Raw genomic sequence first — 16,177 nt, 5'->3', positions numbered from 1 at the left:
AACAGCGACTGGGCAATGGACGTGATTCAGGATGCAGGTGGAGATTTTATCATAACCGGTTATAACCGATCAGATGATGATCAGTTTCCAAACATGAACCGCGGAGAAAATGATATTTTTTTGATTAAAATATCTCCCTCCAATGGTGAACTGATCTGGAATCGAACATATGGAGGTGCGGATGAGGACTACGGCTATGCTCTAACTCAAGGAACGAATGGCGGTTATCTGATAGCAGGATCCACGCGCTCAGTTAATGGGAATTTTTCAGACCGCTCCACCTTCTCTAAAGATGCATTTGTAATGTTAACCGACAATAGTGGTCAAATTGAATGGCTTGAAACATTTGGCGGTGCCGAAAATGATGAAGCACTGGATCTCACTATTGGTCCCAATGGACAAATTGCTGTTGTAGGCTCATATTCATCATCCGACAGCGAATTTAGCGGTCGGCAGCCCGGAGAAAGTGGAGCTTTTCTTTTGAAACTTGAACCAAACGGAATATTCAACTCTCTCTACACGTACAGCGGTACGGGTGCTGAAATTGCCAACTCTATTGTTACTACATCAGATAATGGTTTTGCAATCGCCGGGCGTTTTTCTTCTGACAATGGAATTTTCCAAAACTTGAATAGCGGCGAAAACGACGCCTTTGTTCTAAAAACTTCAGATTTCGGCACTATCCAGTGGCTCAATACCTATGGAGGCACCAATACGGAAGAATTAACTGGAATCGCTGAAACTGAAAACGGTAATATCGCAGCGGTTGGCCATACAACATCCGATGACGGCGATTTTGAAGAAGTAAATCTGGGTAATACCGATATATTTATGGTTAACCTGAGTTTGAGTGGATCCCTGAACTATTTAAAAACCTATGGCGGCGAACTGGATGAAACTGCTGAATCAGTTATTGGTCTGCCAAATGGGAATATTGCCTTCACCGGATGGACTCTCTCCAATGACGGGGATTTCAGCGGGCCACAGAAGTCCGGTAGAGACATATTCAATTTAACCACCTCACCTGAAGGTGACATTGATTAAACTAAGTCTTACTCTAGTTAGTATTAGAAAGCAGAATTAAGAACCTGATTCTGTTATGACATCCATTTTTTAAATTTGTATCTTTTTTAGATCAATTACGGTCAACCATGTCCGTTATTTTATTTCAATAACTTTTCTTTCCAAATTCGTTGTTATGAGTGATAAACGGTTTTATATCGAAACTTATGGGTGCCAGATGAACATGGCCGACTCAGAGGTTGTGAATTCCATTCTAATGAACGAGGGTATGAGCCCTGTTCAATCAGCCGAAGAAGCTGATGTGATTTTTGTAAACACCTGTTCAATTCGTGAAAACGCTGAAACAAGGGTATGGAACCGTCTAAAGGAATTTCGCTCACTTAAGAAAGAGAAAAAAGAATTAACGGTGGGTGTTCTGGGCTGTATGGCCGAACGCATCAAGGAGAATATTATCGAACAGGAGCAGTTGGTGGACATTGTTGTAGGCCCTGACGCCTATCGGGATATTCCCAACCTTCTCAAAGAAGTAAATGATGGCCGTAAAGCCGTAAATGTTCTTCTCTCTCTTGAAGAGACCTACGCCGACATAACACCGGTTCGGACAAGCGGAAATGGAGTAACTGCTTTTGTATCCATTATGCGAGGCTGCGACAACATGTGCGCATTTTGTGTAGTTCCGTTTACACGAGGCCGAGAACGGAGTCGCCCATTGAGCAGTATCATGAACGAAGTAAATCAACTGAATGAACAGGGATACAAAGAGATTACCGTTTTGGGGCAGAATGTAAATTCATACCAGTACGAGGATATCGATTTTACCAGGCTGATGGATGAGATCAGCAAGGCCAACCCTGAAATAAGATTTCGGTTCTCCTCTCCACACCCCAAAGATTTTCCGGAGCCGCTTTTGCACCTTATTGCTGAGCGTCCAAATTTATGTAACTACATCCACATTCCGGCTCAGGCAGGCAGTGATACCATGCTTGAGCGAATGCGCAGGCCCTACACCCGCGAACAGTATCTTAAGTTAATTGACAGAATGAGGGAGATCATACCGGGTGTATCTCTTTCCACAGATATCATCGCGGGATTCTGTGACGAGACGGAAGAAGAGCATGAAGGAACCATGTCTCTGATGAAGATTGTTGAATACGATCTGGCTTACATGTTTGCATATTCTGAACGGGAAAGAACACTTGCCGCTCGTAAATACGAAGACAATGTGCCGGAAGATGTGAAAAAACGCAGATTGTCGGAGATTATTCAGCAACAGATGAGTATTCAGAAGAAGAATAACAAGAATGAAGTAGGCAGAAGACATCTTGTACTTGTTGAAGGGACTAGTAAAAAATCCGATCAGCAACTCTCCGGAAGAACCGACACAAACAAGATGGCCGTTTTTGACAGAAGAGATTTTCAAAAAGGGGACTATGTTGAAGTTGAAGTTACCGACTGCACATCAGCAACACTGATTACCAAACCTATTGGAAAAAGCTCAATTGAAGAGTTTTTCGGTCAAACGACTGTTACTGTTTAGCGGTAAATTTTACTAATCATTTTAAATTTAAAAGAAAAAAAGCTCCGATTTCCACCGGAGCTTTTTGTGTTCTCTGATCTGTATACAAACCTTAGGAAGCATTACCAGTGCTCGGTCCGTTACAGATTGCCTCTTCACTCAAATTGCTGCTTCTATTCGTTATTCTCTACGGTCAGTTCAATGGTTTCCAGATCTGTAGTCTCTCCCAAAGTAACTTCTATATTTTCCAGATATTCACTGCCAAACCCTTCTTCTCTCGGCTCAACAGATACATCATAGGCTCCTTCTTCAAGGCCAACCAATAGAAACTCACCGGAATCTTCATTTGCATAAGTTGACGAAAGTGTGTCTTCGCCAGCAATAGCAAATACGGCTGCCCTGGCTTCAACAGGACTAACAACTCCACCTACGTTTCCGGTAAGAGCTTCATTGGAAGCGCGAATAACCGGCTTGAGAATATAATCCATATTTGGTGACTGACCGGTTGTGTGAACAGATCGCAGAGCATCAAAATCCAAAAGGAGTGTATAAACAATACCTTCCTCAATTTCAGCATTTACGTTCAGTTTTACACCGGTTTGGGCACCACTCGGAATAAACAGATCGTTTGCCACACCATCTGCAACAACGCTGTTATTGTCTCTGCTCAAAATTAACCGTATTTGTGGATAGAGTCCTGTTTCCAGTTCTGCTTCACCAATGACCTCAAAAACACCGTTTGTAAGTTCAAGAAGATTAAACTGCTGATTTGGCTCACTGATTACCTGCCATCCTTGCTCTTCGTTAGTTGTATTATTTACTTCTACGCGTTCGATGAATACATTTACTTCGTCAAAGTCGGCCGGAGCATCATGAAGTTTTACTTCAAGCGTACCAACTTCGGGTGTACTGTCCGTTGAACAGCCTGTAAATGCAAACATTCCTATAGCCAGAACGGCTACTAATGTTTTGCTGAAGATGCTATTTAGAGTTTTCATAACTGAATCTATTCTGTTCTTATTAGAAATTTTGTTGATGTAAGTTTCTTGTCGTTGTCAATACGACGAGCTCAAACCAAAACCGTTACATTTTTTTAAAAAAAGTTCTAACAAACAGAAAAAGGCGCCATCAGCGCCTTTTTGATTAATTTCCTCCAGGTCTTCCCGGCCTGTTATTTTTAATTCCACCCGGTACGTTGCCCGGTGGGCCGCCACCAATCTCTCCATTAAACATATTTTGTAAAATCCTTTCGCTTGGCAATCCTCTCTCCAGCTGCTGCATCAGTCCTTTTCCAACCGCTTCGGCAGGAAGCTGACTTCTACGCTGTGCCATATTCATAGCTGCCGGTAATTTTTGTATATCCCCTGCTTCAAATCCACTCTGCAACGCTTTTAGCACAATTCGTGCATTTTCAGAAGCAGCTACTGCCCCGTTAGAAAGATCACTTAAAATATTCATTGCTGCCAGTAAACCGGATGGTTTCACCCTGTCCATATTACCAGCAGAGATGCTATTTAAGGTTTCACTCAAGATCTCCTCATCAATATTTTGCATCATGGCTTTAGAACCGGCCTTAATCATCTCATTTCGAAACTGACCTTGCTGCATTCTTTCTTCTCCTCTTTCAACAAATTGCCCTACTTCAGGTTTCTCTATCCATCGGTCGACCAGTCGTGCAGATCTCGAGGCATTATCACGGATAGACGACAATATAGGTGTTATTCGCTGAACAGGTATTCCTTTTGATAATCCTTCAAGTACTTTTTCAAAAATCATTTCATATGGCAAATTATCCCCTGCCATTTCAATTGCCGGTCGCAGTACAGCCATAAATTCATCTTCACTCAAACCGCGTGAATCTACGCGATTCTGCACTTCCGTGATTCTGTCTGGTTCAATACCGGACTCATTTGCCTGCTCCAATAATTCTGTTAAAGTCTCCTGACCAAATAATTGAACAGGAAACAGTAGAACAAGTGCTAAACCTAAAGAGAGGGCAGCTTTTCTAACATGTCTGTATGTCGTATTCATAGTTGTTATATTTAATCAATAAAAATCAAACCGTTTTCTCCTCCGAATCCATCTGATACCGTATATGTATTTTCAGATAACTCGAGCCACTTTTCTTCTCCGTCTTCAATCAGTAAAATCTTGTATTCATAGGCTCCGGCATCTTGTGAAAGCTGGGCCAAAAATCGTCTATTTCTTTGTTTTGAAAGTGGAATACCGGGCTTTTCCCAATCATTAAAATCGCCCAGAATATATAATTGTCCATCTCCGCTATACTTTAAATTCAATAAGATGGTTTGAGAGCCATTTTGACTCAGCTCAACACTTGCTCCACGGGTATGACGATTACTATTGAATAAAGTTACCCGAAAACCTATTGAAGCGTGAATATCAGAAACAGACTCTTCAGCAACCGTAGAATAGTAGTTCAAATAGTCCGCATTCGCAGATACTTCAAAAGTCGAATTAATTTGATACTTAACTCCCGCTGAACCCCTAAATAAGATGTCTGCCTCATCTTCTGTAATTTCTTCATTACCGGGACCGCCAACAGGTGGAAAACCTCCGCCGCCACCTCCTCCATCTGTTATTATTTGATACCTGTATCTTTCAAGACCGGTACGAAGATTTAGATTCCAATTTCTTGAGATATTAAAATCTGAGGATATGCGAGCTCCCAGGCTCTCCGCAGGATTATCCAGTTCACCAAATATGCCTGCTTTCAACAGCCATTTGAAAGTAGGCCAGGTCTCAAACTCTATGCTGTAATTATTGAACTGTTCATAACCAGGATCTTCTGCTGTATCCTCAAGGTTCAACTTCCTAAAAGATGGACCCGCTTTTAGATATACTCTTGTAAATAGTGAGGGAGAATAACTTAAAACCGGTTGAATCCAATATATCGATCGATCGAATTGCGTTGAATAACTGCTTCCTCCGGATTCAACCCCAAATCCCCATCGGTCAGTAATCCGATAATTTGCATTGAGTAGTAAAAAGAAGGTCGACCATGCGTCTCTGTCGTCTGTATATTGACTATATGCTCCACCGGCTGTAAGATCAGCTGAAAGTTGACCTTCAGATACAAATATATTGCCCATTGGAGTAATTGTGCCGTAGCCTGTATCGTTTATCCTATTCCATTCAGACAGCACCGGGTTTAAGTAAGTATTGGTGGTATAGCCGGTTCTGCCATCCAGCAGAAGTAAGGTATCCCATTCCTGACCATAAGCATCAAACGGGATAAATAATATGCTGATAAGTACAGCTACCCAATTTTTCATAAATAGAGTACAGCATTTTTGTTACCAAATCCATCATCACGCTTTACATCTGCAAGAGGGTCCGTAACCCACTCATCTCCATTTTTCACAAACATGTAGTGATGTTCGCCCCTCACTACCGGAATCATACCTGTCCAAACTGTTTTTTCATCAACAATATCCTTCGTTAAATCTACGGGATCCCAATCGCTAAAATCACCGGCAACAGCCATAGTTTCAGCCTCTTCGTCAAAATAGACAAAACGAATCCACACTTCAGACTCCCGTTCAGAAACAAGCTGCACAGATTGGTCTTCATTAACATTTGACGCCATATTTGTAGCTTCCTGTCCCTGTTCGTCCAACAATAGATATCCAAAACTAAACATCATCAAAATGGCTGCTGCAGCTACGTAGAGCGGTCGGATTGTGACATTTCTGGGCTTCAGAAGATGCATTCCAATTTCTGCAGGTTCCTGTTTTTCACTGTTTTCATTTTGAATCCGGTTCATAACCTTACTGCTAAAATTTTCAGACACAGAAAAAGAATCAGGGTGAGGCTCACTGCTAAACGACTGAGTTAAAGTTCTTTCAAAATGAAGCATCGATCTCAATTCGGGGTCGTCAGCAATCAAATGTAATACGTAACTCTCCTGTTCGTCATCAAGCTCTCCGTCCAGAAATTGCCGAAATAATTCATCTTTATTTAAGTTCTCTACGCTCATGATTGCACCTCATTTTCCAATAGTGTTTTTAGTTCTTTTCGAGCTCTGTGCACCCTTACTTTTAAAGCACTTTCTGATACACCGGTCTCTTCAGACATCGTTTTATAACTCATACCGTCTCGATACTTCATTAAAAATGGTCTTGAATAATCTTCCGACAATTTCAATAAAGATTGCTTCAACAGATTGCCCCACTCTTTAATCTCCATCTTTAAGTGAGGTGTTTGCTGTTCGGTAAAATTGGAATCTAAAAACCCCGGCTCCATTTCACTTATTCTGTAGTTCTTTCTTCTTACGTTCTTCGCATAATCACGACAGTGATTCATCGCAATCGAGTAAAGCCACGTTGAGAACTTCGAATTCTCATTGAACTGACGAAGCTTTTCGTAGGCTTTGACAAAAATCTCCTGAGCTAACTCTTCCACTTCATCCGGATCTTTCTCAAATCGGCGAACTACATGAAAAACCATCGATGAGTATCTTTCGACTAAAGTCTCATACAAATCCTGTTTACCTTTTAGAATTCTCTCAATTAGCAGGAACTCTTCATTTTGAGCTGATTCACTCATTTGGCTTGATACTCAATATTGTCGACTCTATAAAGCTTCTATTGCCAGTGTGACGACTCAACTTATAATTCGTTACAAAGTTTTCGATTCAACACAGATAAGTATAATTGAATCCAAAGTAGATTCGAAATTTACTGCGTATAATTATCTTTTATCTTTAATGGATTGTTAAATCCACTCTATGCCAAGATTCAGAACTTTATTACCTTTAAGGTCTAAATAATAAAGATATACTATGGACAGAGAAGCATTACAAGAGCGATACGGAATTATTGGTGAGTCATCGGCTATCAAGCAGGTGATTGACAAAATCATGCAGGTTTCTGCTACGGATATTACGGTTCTTCTACAGGGCGAAAGCGGAGTTGGTAAAGACGTTACCGCTCGTGCAATCCACTCGCTTAGTCACCGAAGCCGAAATAACCTGGTTATTGTTAATTGTGGGGCCATACCCGAGGGAATTATAGAGAGTGAGCTTTTTGGACATGAGAAAGGATCGTTTACCGGTGCTCATGAAGCCCGTAAAGGGTATTTTGAAAAAGCGGACGGCGGAACCATCTTTTTAGATGAGATTGGAGATACTCCAAAAAATATTCAGGTAAAACTTCTTCGCGTTTTGGAAAGCGGTGAGTTTTTCAGAGTCGGGTCCAGTAAAATGTTTACTGCCGATGTTCGGGTGATTGCGGCAACAAATCAGGATTTGTGGGAGCTCGTTAAAGAAGGAAAGTTCCGAGAAGATCTCTATTACCGGCTGGATACGGTTAAAATCAAACTTCCGCCTCTTCGGGATCGCCAGGATGATATCATCCCCATTTTTAGAAAATTTGTTACGGAATTTTCCTCAAAATATGATTCTGTATTTCAGGGGTTTTCGGATGAAGCTAAGGATCTGCTGATATCATACCGCTGGCCGGGTAACATCCGCGAACTTAAAAATGTAGCGGAGCAACTTGTTGTTCTGGAAAAATCTCAATTCATTGATAAAGACCGCCTGCAAAAATACCTAAAAGGAAGACAGCACCTGGGATCAACAGATAACCTGCCCGTTCTTTCCAGAAGTGAGTATACCGATGATGAGGATGACTCCTTCGAAAGTCCCGGCGGTACCGACATGGGAATTATCTATCGTGCACTGCTTGAGATGCAGGGAGATATTTCCGACCTGAAAAAGATGCTGGCAAAATTTGTCTACTCCACGTTTACGGATAAAGAATTTAAAGCACTTCCCAGCGCTATGCCGCGAGATATTGATCCGAACGATATTTCAGGGCACATTTACAGGGACCCTTCCGGTAAGGATTCCCTTGGTATTTCAACCCCGGCTGCATCACCTGAAGAGGAAGAGACAGATGAAATCCAGGATTTCTTCTCTGATAAAGAGATTCCGTCCATTGAAGAGGCCGAAAAGTTTTTGATTGAACAGGCTTTAAAACGTTTTGAAGGGAATCGAAGAAAGGCTTCTGATGCACTTGGGGTTAGTGAGCGTACACTCTACAGAAAATTGGATCAATATGGCCTTCAATAAACGAAATTTCTTTTTTGTACTCCTGCTCTCCGTATTTGTATCCGGGTGCATCAGCTATAGCTTTACCGGAACGTCCATTCCGTCGGACGTAAAGACAATCAATATTCCTTTTTTTCCTGATCAGTCTCAGAGCGGTTTAGGTGATTTGAGTGACCGCCTAAACCGGGCGTTGATTAATCGTTTTGTAAATCAGAGCCGATTATCTCTTTCAAACAATCAGGAATCATCAGATGCATTTGTTGAGGGCGCTATACAGAGATATGAGAATCGACCGTTCAGTGTGCGCGGGGATGAGCAGGCAAATATCAATGAAATTCAGATTACCGTAAGAGCTACTTTCCAGTACCAGAAAGATGATGAACCATTGTGGAGCAAAAGCTTTAGCGGCAGTGCTACATATAATACTCTCGAAAATCCTGTTGAAGGTGAAGTAGAAGCCGCAGAAACCGCACTACAGCAGATTGCAAATAATATGTTTAATGATGCAGTAAGCAATTGGTAAATCATCTCTTCATTACCTACTTTTGACCATGCAATTAACGGCAGAACAAATACCAAAATCTCTTCAGAGTTACGTCGAGCAGTTCGAATCCGATCCGGAAGCTGCAATCGATCGCCTCGAAAACCACATCACTAAACGCAATGCGGGTGCGGTAGGGTATTTTTTCCTTGCTTGGTTTTATCATCGTAACAGCCAGAAACAAAAAGCCGTACAAGCGGCGATGCACGCAAAAATTCTTGCGCCCGGCAGCAAGCTGATGGAACGTCTGCATTATATGATGAGCCATCCGCATCATTTTGAAGCGTGGGAACCTGAACCCACGCGCGAATCATTTAAACGTCAATTCAACAGCGACAGAGGCCACCCGATCCAGGATCTCGATTTACTCATTGCAAAACTCTCTTCTGCAGAGAAAAAACGAATTAAACCGGATCTCTCTGAAGATGAGAAGGATCAACCGGATTTAAGTGAGGCAAGTAACAATGTAGACGATATTGTTACAGAAACCCTTGCTGTAATTCATGAAAAACAGGGAAACTACAAAGGCGCAATTGATACCTTTAAAAAGCTTAGACGCACCAATTCGACAAAGAAAGAGTATTACGATGAGCAGATTTTCCGTCTTCAGCAAAAACTGGCGGAAAGCAAAAAAGATCGCTAGCCGGGCGACCTATGCTTTTACAAAATTGTTATTGGTTTTTTCGTAACCAATTGTTGTTGATGGACCATGTCCGGGCAGTACTTTCGTCTCTTCAGGCAGCGTATAGAGTTTCTTTCTGATTGATTCAGTAAGAAGATCTAAATCACCTTTGTACAAGTCTGTACGCCCTATACTCTCACGAAACAGTGCGTCTCCCGCAATAAGGAGTTGATCATCTTTGAAATAGAGCGAAACATGATCAGGTGAATGGCCAGGAGTAAAAAGCACATCAAATATAAACGGACCAATTGAAAAACCTTGCTGTTCCGGCATCTCTTCAGGAGTAAAATCAAATCCTGGTACTCTGAAACCAAACCTTTTAGCCTGATCGGGGTAGTTGTTCCAAAGATAAAGATCACTGTGATTCAGATATACAGGCACATCAAACTCTTTTAGAACTTTATCCAGACCCGCAATGTGATCGATGTGGGCATGCGTCAGAACAACTGCAATCAACTCAGTGTTCGACTCCTCAAGACCATTTTTGAAAACGGTAAATTCCCTCGGGTCAAAAAATCCGGGATCAACCAATATAGCTTTATGATCTTTTGTAATCAGATATGTGTTTTCAGCGAATGGCCCAACGGTAAACTGTTTAACGTCCATAACTATCATATATAAAAAAAGGATGTAGCGAAATTCACTACATCCTCAGATAATGTATTGTTAAGCGGCTTTACTTCTTTGCGTATCGTTTGTTGAAACGATCAATACGTCCAGCTTTTTGCGTAATCTTTTGATCTTTGTTGTAAAACGGATGGTTTTTAGAATCTACTTCACTCTTGAAGATACCATCTGAAACGTCCATAGTACTTCTTGTTTTCATCTCAGTACCATCACTTAGTATAACTGTGATCTCTTTATAATCGGGATGAATTCCTTTTTTCATAATCGTGGTCTGCCATTGGTTGAATCTTTTCTAGAATTCAAAGATACGGGATCGTTTGCGCTTTTGCAATCCGTAGGTGAAAATGAAATGACTTACATTCTTAACAAATGATTTGGCAACATTTCAGAGATTAAATAATTCGTCTGCACTGTAACATTCTCAACCTAAACATGAGCATTTCATCCTCTAATTGTTCAGATTTTTTTTTAAAAGTGAAGACTATTTGAATAAGTGATCGTGCACTGGATCAAGCTCAGCATGCATTTATTTGCATTAATTGTTCCTTGAATGACTCATATCTTTTATCTATTGACAAAGTCTTCTTTTCATTTTTAAGAGTACTATTTAACCTGGAAGGAAGCTCTATTTTTTTATCAATTACCGGCTCAATTACGTCGCGAAATTTAACCGGGTGTGCTGTGGCGAGTGTAATTAAATGATTGTCTGTGTTATTTTCAGACTGATATTCAATCGCTGCACGATATCCTATAGCTGTATGAGGACAGAGAAGATATCCTCCTTTTTCTTCAAAAACATCCATTATGGTTTGGCGTGTTTCTTCATCAGAATACGAATAACCGGAAATTTTACATCGCATCATACTTTCTGACCCTTTGAACAGAAATTTCATCCGTGAAAAATTGCTTGGATTTCCAACATCCATAGCGTTCGAAATTGTTTGAACAGAATCCTTAGGTTTAAAATCACCACTTTTCAGGTAGTACGGGACTACATCATTCGCATTGGTAGCGGCCAAAAAGTGTTTGATCGGCAAACCCATTAGCCCTGCAAGTACTCCCCCTGTAAGATTACCGAAATTTCCACTCGGTACCGAAAAAACAGGTAGTTCAGATAATACTCCACGGTTCATGAGTTCTGCAACCGCAAAAGCATAATAAAAAGACTGCGGGAGAAGCCTGGCAATATTGATGGAATTGGCTGAACTGAGCTGAATTTTTTCATTCAACTCTTTATCCAAAAACGCTTTTTTTACCAGACGCTGACAATCATCAAATACCCCGTCTACTTCAAGAGCTGTAATATTTTCACCAAGGGTAGTCATCTGTTTTTCCTGCAGAGGACTCACCTTCCCTTTGGGATATAGAAGACATACTCTAACGCCGGGTACCTTGTAAAATCCGTGTGCAACAGCGCCTCCTGTATCCCCCGATGTTGCGACAAGTATAGTCACTTCTTCACTCTTTTTTTGAGCATTTTCAGAGAACAGGCGTGCCATAAAACGTGCACCAAAATCTTTAAATGCCAGTGTTGGACCGTGAAAAAGTTCAAGTACATGATGTCTGTTCCCAAGGCTTTTCATCCTAACAGGAAAGTTGAAAGCTTCTTCAACTACATCTCTTAAAGTGTTTTCCGTTAACTCATCTTCCAGATAAGGTTTGGCCATTTCAAATGCGATCTCCGGAAAACTTTTATCTGAAATAGAAGACCAAAAACCTTCTGAAATTACAGGTATTTGTTCGGGCATATACAGGCCGCCATCCGGTGCAAGACCTCTGCGCATCGCTTCAAAAAAACTGACGGCAGAAGAATTATTCCTTGTGCTTATAAATTTCATCTGTTCGGCATTTTTAACTGTTGATTATCCAACGCGAATTCAGCCCGTAACTTTAGCACCTTCTGTGTTGATTTTTGAAATATAGACATCAAAATCGAGCCCTAGAATTTTCAGAGACTCACCCATTTTTTCACCTATAAACTGAGCCTCTTTTTTTGACTTACTTAGGGCAAAAACAGAAGGACCCGATCCTGAAATGCTGCATCCCAAAGCTCCTTTCTGTAAAGCAGCTGATTTCATTTCATCAAAACCGGGTATCAAAACTGAACGTACCGGCTCAATAATTTCATCATGTAAAGAGCGGGCAATCAAGCTGTAGTCATTCTTATAAAGCCCTGCAACCAGCGCCCCTACGTTTGCCCACTGTGTTACAGCTTTCTCCAATAGAATCTCTTTTTTCAAGATCATCCGGCTATTTTTTGTTTTTATTTCGATATGCGGATGAACAATTGTGCAGTGAAGATTTTCAGGGGTTGGTAAAGTAATTACGTCCGGCGGTTGATGTGTTTTCACAAGTATAAATCCGCCGAAAAGTGAAGCGGCGACGTTATCGGCGTGTGCTGTTCCACTTGCTGCAATTTCACCATCTACCGCAAATGGCAATAATTCTGGTGTTGTAAATGGTTTTTCTAAAAGTTCGTTAACCGCTACAACTGCTGCTACTGAACTTGCAGCGCTTGACCCCAAACCACTTCCAAGCGGCATATTTTTTTTTATTCTGAGTTCAATTCCCGGTTTTTCTCCGTTGCCCAGTTCATTAAGTAGCGATATCACTGAAAGTCCGGCTGTATTCTTTTCAGTTTCAAGCGGAAGTTTACCCTCATCTCCCTCTATAGCCGTAATCGTTATTCCCGGTTGATCACTTTTCGTGGCTGTTACCTCATCACCCAATCCATGTATTGCAAAACCAAGCACATCAAACCCACATGCCACATTGGCAACAGTGGCCGGGGCAAATACTGTAACTGATTTCCTTTTGCTTTCTGACATTCTGTTTATTTTGAATATATATTTATGCAAGCTATCAAATTTAGACTCCCGCATTATTTGCCTTCATATTTGCAACACGTAAAATATCAGAAATTACGCCTGCTGCCGTGACCTTAGCGCCTGCACCCGGACCTTTTACAATTAGCGGAGACTCATCATAGTACGTAGTGTAAAATGCTACAATATTATCACTGCCTGATAAATTGTAAAATGGGTGTGAGTCATCAATTTTTTCCAGCTTTACAATGCCTTTTCCATTTTCGAATCGGGCAATGTAGCATAATTTTTTGTTATCTGAGGACGCCTCTTGTTGCAGACAATTGTAGTGAGGGTCGTGTTTCTTCAGTTTATTGAAAAAATTTTCCACACTTTGTACCTCTCTTGCATCATCCGGTACTAAATTTTGAATATCAATATCCTCTATCTCAACATGATAACCGGCCACCCTTGCCAGTATTAAAAGTTTTCTGCCCACATCATTCCCATTCAGATCTTCACGCGGATCCGGCTCGGTGTACCCTTTTCCTTTTGCTTTTTTTACCACGTCACTAAAGGATGACGTTCCTTCAAAATTGTTAAAAATATAGCTTAATGTGCCTGATAAGACTCCTTCAATACGATATACTTTGTCGCCGGTTCGCACCAATTCATGAATGGTTTCGATAATCGGAAGCCCAGCCCCTACGTTGGTTTCAAATTTAAATGCACAATTATGTTTGTCTGCTGTTTTCTGGAGCAGATTATAAAACTCCATCGATGATGAGTTTGCTTTTTTGTTTGGTGAAACGATCGATATGCTCTGACTCAAAACATCTTCATACACCGTTTGGATATCCGGGCTGGCTGTGCAGTCAATAAATATACTGTTCGACAGGTTTGCCGTTTTCATCTCTTTAACAAACTTGCTGAGAGACATTTCCTGCCCTTTCTCCTCGATCTCTTTTCCCCAATCTGAAAGTGAAATAGACGATTCGCCAATCAACATTTTCTGGCTTGTTGCGACTCCTTTTAATTGTATATCAAGCTTGTATTTTGTTCTCAGCTCCTCTTTTTGATTCTCCAGAAGTTCCAAAAGCGTACCACCGATTAATCCGGTGCCTATTAAATAGAGGTTGATAGATTTTTCTCCCGACAGGAAAAATGCATCATGAATAGTGTTCACAGCTTTCTTCTCATTCTTTCTATCCACCACAAAAGAAATATTTCGCTCGGAAGAACCCTGTGCAATGGCAACGACGTTAATACCATTACGGCCCAACGCATAAAATACTTGCCCGGCAATACCCGGTATCTGACGCATATTTTCTCCTACAACAGCAATGGCAGATAGCTCTTTTTCAATTCGAATTTCGTCAATAATATCATGTTTAATCTCTTCACTGAATTCCAGTTCAATTGACGTTTTTGCAGTATGAGCCTGGTTCGGCATTACAGCCAGGGATATCGTGTGTTCCGAAGATGATTGAGTGATAAGAATGATATTAATATTCTCCAAAGCCAGTGCATTGAATATTCTAGCAGCCACACCGCTGACGCCAATCATGCCGCTCCCTTTAATTGTAATCAGAGCGATATTATCAATGGATGAGATGCCCCTTATATTCCCATTTCCATTCTCCTGCTCTCCTTTTTTCTGAATAAGTGTTCCGGGGTGATCAGGCTTGAATGTATTTTTAATTAAAATAGGAATACCTGATTTAAGAACAGGCTGAATAGTTGGCGGATATATAACTTTTGCGCCAAAGTGAGACATCTCCATAGCTTCTTCATAGGAGGCGTAATCAACCGAAAATGCACGAATAACTTTTCTTGGGTCTGCAGTCATTAACCCATCTACATCCGTCCAAATCTCAATCATTTTTGCTCCGGTAGCTGCCCCAAATAGTGATGCCGTATAATCTGAACCGCCACGGCCTAACGTTGTGGATTCATTTTTTTCCGATGACGAAATAAATCCTGTAGCCACAAACACATTTTCATTATGACGTTCGATAAACTCTCTTATATTCATAAAAGTAGACGAGGTGTTTACCTTGGCTGCACCAAAACTTGTGTCTGTTTTAATGAGTTGCCGGGTATCCGTATAAAACGAATCTATCCCCCTATTCTGCAGGCAAGCACTCAAAATGGATGCAGAAAATCGTTCTCCGAAACCAACTACAAAATCACGGGTTTTATTTGATAGCTCCTGAACCAGTGATACTCCCTTGAGAACGTTCTCAAGTTCATTGAGCATAATTTTGAAAGCTGTTATAGAATCGCTTCGGTTGTTTACAGGAATTACCTTGTTGATTGTATCAATGTGCCTTTTTTCAATATCCTCTAAGATTTCCTGATAATTGCTTTCAGTGTTCTCTGCAAGGGAAGCCAATTCAAAAAGCTGATTCGTAACGCCTTTAAATGCAGATACAACAACAATCAGTCGATCCTCTTTTTGCTTTTCCTTAATAATTTCAATAACACGTTCAAGCGCTTCAGGAGACCCTACAGAACTCCCGCCAAATTTTAAAATTCTCATTCTTCACATTCATAGTTAATAGATACCTGCATATGTTAGCCAAACGCATTGCTGTGTTCAACAAAATCTTTAATCAAATCATCTTTTTAATACGAAGGGCTTCCAGGCATTTACAAACATATATTTTTACCCGAGCATGAAATAGAAATGTTTCGGGAGTTTGAGAGGTGAGATCTTACTTAACGTGATTTTGACACTAGAATCTTAAATATGATTCTCCCCTCCTGCATGCCATCGAAATGTAGGGGTGTGAGGAGTTTTTGGAGGAGTTTGCCTTGATTATTTCAGGCTTCAAACCTGATTCGATTTTGGTTTAAACCACCCCTAAATCACTTCGTAGGAATTGCTTTAACTCGTAGCCCCTCCTTGAAA

Annotated in this window: 15 protein-coding genes; 5 read left to right on the top strand and 10 right to left on the bottom strand. The window is 40.9% G+C overall.

The features are described from left to right. Positions 1-1,044: hypothetical protein (locus tag ACESM0_RS08060; protein ID WP_372905381.1), on the top strand; the 1,044-nt coding region annotated here is incomplete at its 5' end. Positions 1,045-1,198: 154 nt separating this feature from the next. After that, positions 1,199-2,560, top strand: coding sequence for a tRNA (N6-isopentenyl adenosine(37)-C2)-methylthiotransferase MiaB (gene miaB, locus ACESM0_RS08055; RefSeq protein WP_372905379.1), 1,362 nt, complete (start codon positions 1,199-1,201; stop codon positions 2,558-2,560). Positions 2,561-2,712: 152 nt separating this feature from the next. Here miaB and ACESM0_RS08050 read toward each other — a convergent pair whose 3' ends face one another. The 5 genes from ACESM0_RS08050 to ACESM0_RS08030 form a co-directional block, all read right to left on the bottom strand. Further along, on the bottom strand, positions 2,713-3,537 hold the full coding sequence (locus tag ACESM0_RS08050; protein WP_372905377.1) for a DUF4382 domain-containing protein: 825 nt from the start codon (positions 3,535-3,537) through the stop codon (positions 2,713-2,715). Positions 3,538-3,682: 145 nt separating this feature from the next. Further along, positions 3,683-4,570, bottom strand: coding sequence for a hypothetical protein (locus ACESM0_RS08045; RefSeq protein WP_372905375.1), 888 nt, complete (start codon positions 4,568-4,570; stop codon positions 3,683-3,685). Between the two features lie 11 nt (positions 4,571-4,581). Beyond that, entirely contained in the window at positions 4,582-5,832 is a 1,251-nt protein-coding gene (locus ACESM0_RS08040) for a glycogen-binding domain-containing protein (protein WP_372905373.1), read from the bottom strand. After that, positions 5,829-6,536 carry a hypothetical protein gene (locus ACESM0_RS08035; RefSeq protein ID WP_372905372.1) on the bottom strand — a complete coding sequence of 236 codons (708 nt, stop codon included), beginning with the start codon at positions 6,534-6,536 and terminating at the stop codon, positions 5,829-5,831. The genes ACESM0_RS08040 and ACESM0_RS08035 overlap by 4 nt, the downstream gene beginning before the upstream one ends. Beyond that, positions 6,533-7,105, bottom strand: coding sequence for an RNA polymerase sigma factor (locus ACESM0_RS08030; protein WP_372905370.1), 573 nt, complete (start codon positions 7,103-7,105; stop codon positions 6,533-6,535). The genes ACESM0_RS08035 and ACESM0_RS08030 overlap by 4 nt, the downstream gene beginning before the upstream one ends. A gap of 235 nt (positions 7,106-7,340) precedes the next feature. Between ACESM0_RS08030 and ACESM0_RS08025 the strand changes: the two genes are divergently transcribed. Genes ACESM0_RS08025 through ACESM0_RS08015 form a run of 3 tightly spaced genes read left to right on the top strand, consistent with a single transcriptional unit; the run spans position 7,341 to position 9,793 of the window. Next, on the top strand, positions 7,341-8,630 hold the full coding sequence (locus tag ACESM0_RS08025; RefSeq protein WP_372905368.1) for a sigma-54 interaction domain-containing protein: 1,290 nt from the start codon (positions 7,341-7,343) through the stop codon (positions 8,628-8,630). Beyond that, positions 8,617-9,132, top strand: a complete 516-nt coding sequence (gene lptE, locus ACESM0_RS08020; protein WP_372905366.1) for an LPS assembly lipoprotein LptE — start codon at positions 8,617-8,619, stop codon at positions 9,130-9,132. Before ACESM0_RS08025 ends, lptE begins: the two co-directional genes overlap by 14 nt. A 28-nt stretch (positions 9,133-9,160) precedes the next feature. Further along, the gene (locus ACESM0_RS08015; protein WP_372905364.1) at positions 9,161-9,793 is read left to right on the top strand and encodes a hypothetical protein; all 633 of its coding nucleotides are present in this window, start codon (positions 9,161-9,163) and stop codon (positions 9,791-9,793) included. Between the two features lie 9 nt (positions 9,794-9,802). Here ACESM0_RS08015 and ACESM0_RS08010 read toward each other — a convergent pair whose 3' ends face one another. From ACESM0_RS08010 to thrA, 5 genes are all read right to left on the bottom strand, one after another. Further along, on the bottom strand, positions 9,803-10,438 hold the full coding sequence (locus ACESM0_RS08010; RefSeq protein ID WP_372905362.1) for an MBL fold metallo-hydrolase: 636 nt from the start codon (positions 10,436-10,438) through the stop codon (positions 9,803-9,805). Positions 10,439-10,508: 70 nt separating this feature from the next. Beyond that, a complete protein-coding gene (rpmE, locus tag ACESM0_RS08005; protein WP_372905360.1) occupies positions 10,509-10,721 on the bottom strand; it encodes a 50S ribosomal protein L31 in 213 nt (70 codons plus the stop codon). Between the two features lie 253 nt (positions 10,722-10,974). Further along, positions 10,975-12,297 carry a threonine synthase gene (gene thrC / locus ACESM0_RS08000; RefSeq protein WP_372905358.1) on the bottom strand — a complete coding sequence of 441 codons (1,323 nt, stop codon included), beginning with the start codon at positions 12,295-12,297 and terminating at the stop codon, positions 10,975-10,977. 39 nt (positions 12,298-12,336) lie between these two features. After that, positions 12,337-13,287 carry a homoserine kinase gene (locus ACESM0_RS07995; protein ID WP_372905356.1) on the bottom strand — a complete coding sequence of 317 codons (951 nt, stop codon included), beginning with the start codon at positions 13,285-13,287 and terminating at the stop codon, positions 12,337-12,339. A gap of 40 nt (positions 13,288-13,327) precedes the next feature. Then, positions 13,328-15,805 (bottom strand): bifunctional aspartate kinase/homoserine dehydrogenase I, encoded by a 2,478-nt coding sequence (gene thrA / locus ACESM0_RS07990; RefSeq protein WP_372905354.1) that lies wholly within the window; start codon positions 15,803-15,805, stop codon positions 13,328-13,330. Between the last annotated feature and the right edge of the window lie 372 nt (positions 15,806-16,177).

It is taken from the genome of Rhodohalobacter sp. (assembly GCF_041686455.1).
Taxonomy (GTDB): Bacteria; Bacteroidota; Rhodothermia; order Balneolales; family Balneolaceae; genus Rhodohalobacter.
The sequence above is the reverse complement of the archived record's forward strand: the minus strand, read 5'-3'. Positions and strand labels throughout refer to the sequence as shown.

What these genes read in the sequence shown, in the direction of transcription:
- thrA (WP_372905354.1), bottom strand. Translation starts at nt 15,805, where the DNA reads ATGAGAATTTTAAAATTTGGCGGGAGTTCTGTAGGGTCTCCTGAAGCG.
- ACESM0_RS08025 (WP_372905368.1), top strand. Translation starts at nt 7,341, where the DNA reads ATGGACAGAGAAGCATTACAAGAGCGATACGGAATTATTGGTGAGTCA.
- thrC (WP_372905358.1), bottom strand. Translation starts at nt 12,297, where the DNA reads ATGAAATTTATAAGCACAAGGAATAATTCTTCTGCCGTCAGTTTTTTT.
- ACESM0_RS08010 (WP_372905362.1), bottom strand. Translation starts at nt 10,438, where the DNA reads ATGGACGTTAAACAGTTTACCGTTGGGCCATTCGCTGAAAACACATAT.
- ACESM0_RS08045 (WP_372905375.1), bottom strand. Translation starts at nt 4,570, where the DNA reads ATGAATACGACATACAGACATGTTAGAAAAGCTGCCCTCTCTTTAGGT.
- ACESM0_RS08040 (WP_372905373.1), bottom strand. Translation starts at nt 5,832, where the DNA reads ATGAAAAATTGGGTAGCTGTACTTATCAGCATATTATTTATCCCGTTT.
- ACESM0_RS07995 (WP_372905356.1), bottom strand. Translation starts at nt 13,287, where the DNA reads ATGTCAGAAAGCAAAAGGAAATCAGTTACAGTATTTGCCCCGGCCACT.
- ACESM0_RS08050 (WP_372905377.1), bottom strand. Translation starts at nt 3,537, where the DNA reads ATGAAAACTCTAAATAGCATCTTCAGCAAAACATTAGTAGCCGTTCTG.
- miaB (WP_372905379.1), top strand. Translation starts at nt 1,199, where the DNA reads ATGAGTGATAAACGGTTTTATATCGAAACTTATGGGTGCCAGATGAAC.
- lptE (WP_372905366.1), top strand. Translation starts at nt 8,617, where the DNA reads ATGGCCTTCAATAAACGAAATTTCTTTTTTGTACTCCTGCTCTCCGTA.
- ACESM0_RS08015 (WP_372905364.1), top strand. Translation starts at nt 9,161, where the DNA reads ATGCAATTAACGGCAGAACAAATACCAAAATCTCTTCAGAGTTACGTC.
- ACESM0_RS08030 (WP_372905370.1), bottom strand. Translation starts at nt 7,105, where the DNA reads ATGAGTGAATCAGCTCAAAATGAAGAGTTCCTGCTAATTGAGAGAATT.
- rpmE (WP_372905360.1), bottom strand. Translation starts at nt 10,721, where the DNA reads ATGAAAAAAGGAATTCATCCCGATTATAAAGAGATCACAGTTATACTA.
- ACESM0_RS08035 (WP_372905372.1), bottom strand. Translation starts at nt 6,536, where the DNA reads ATGAGCGTAGAGAACTTAAATAAAGATGAATTATTTCGGCAATTTCTG.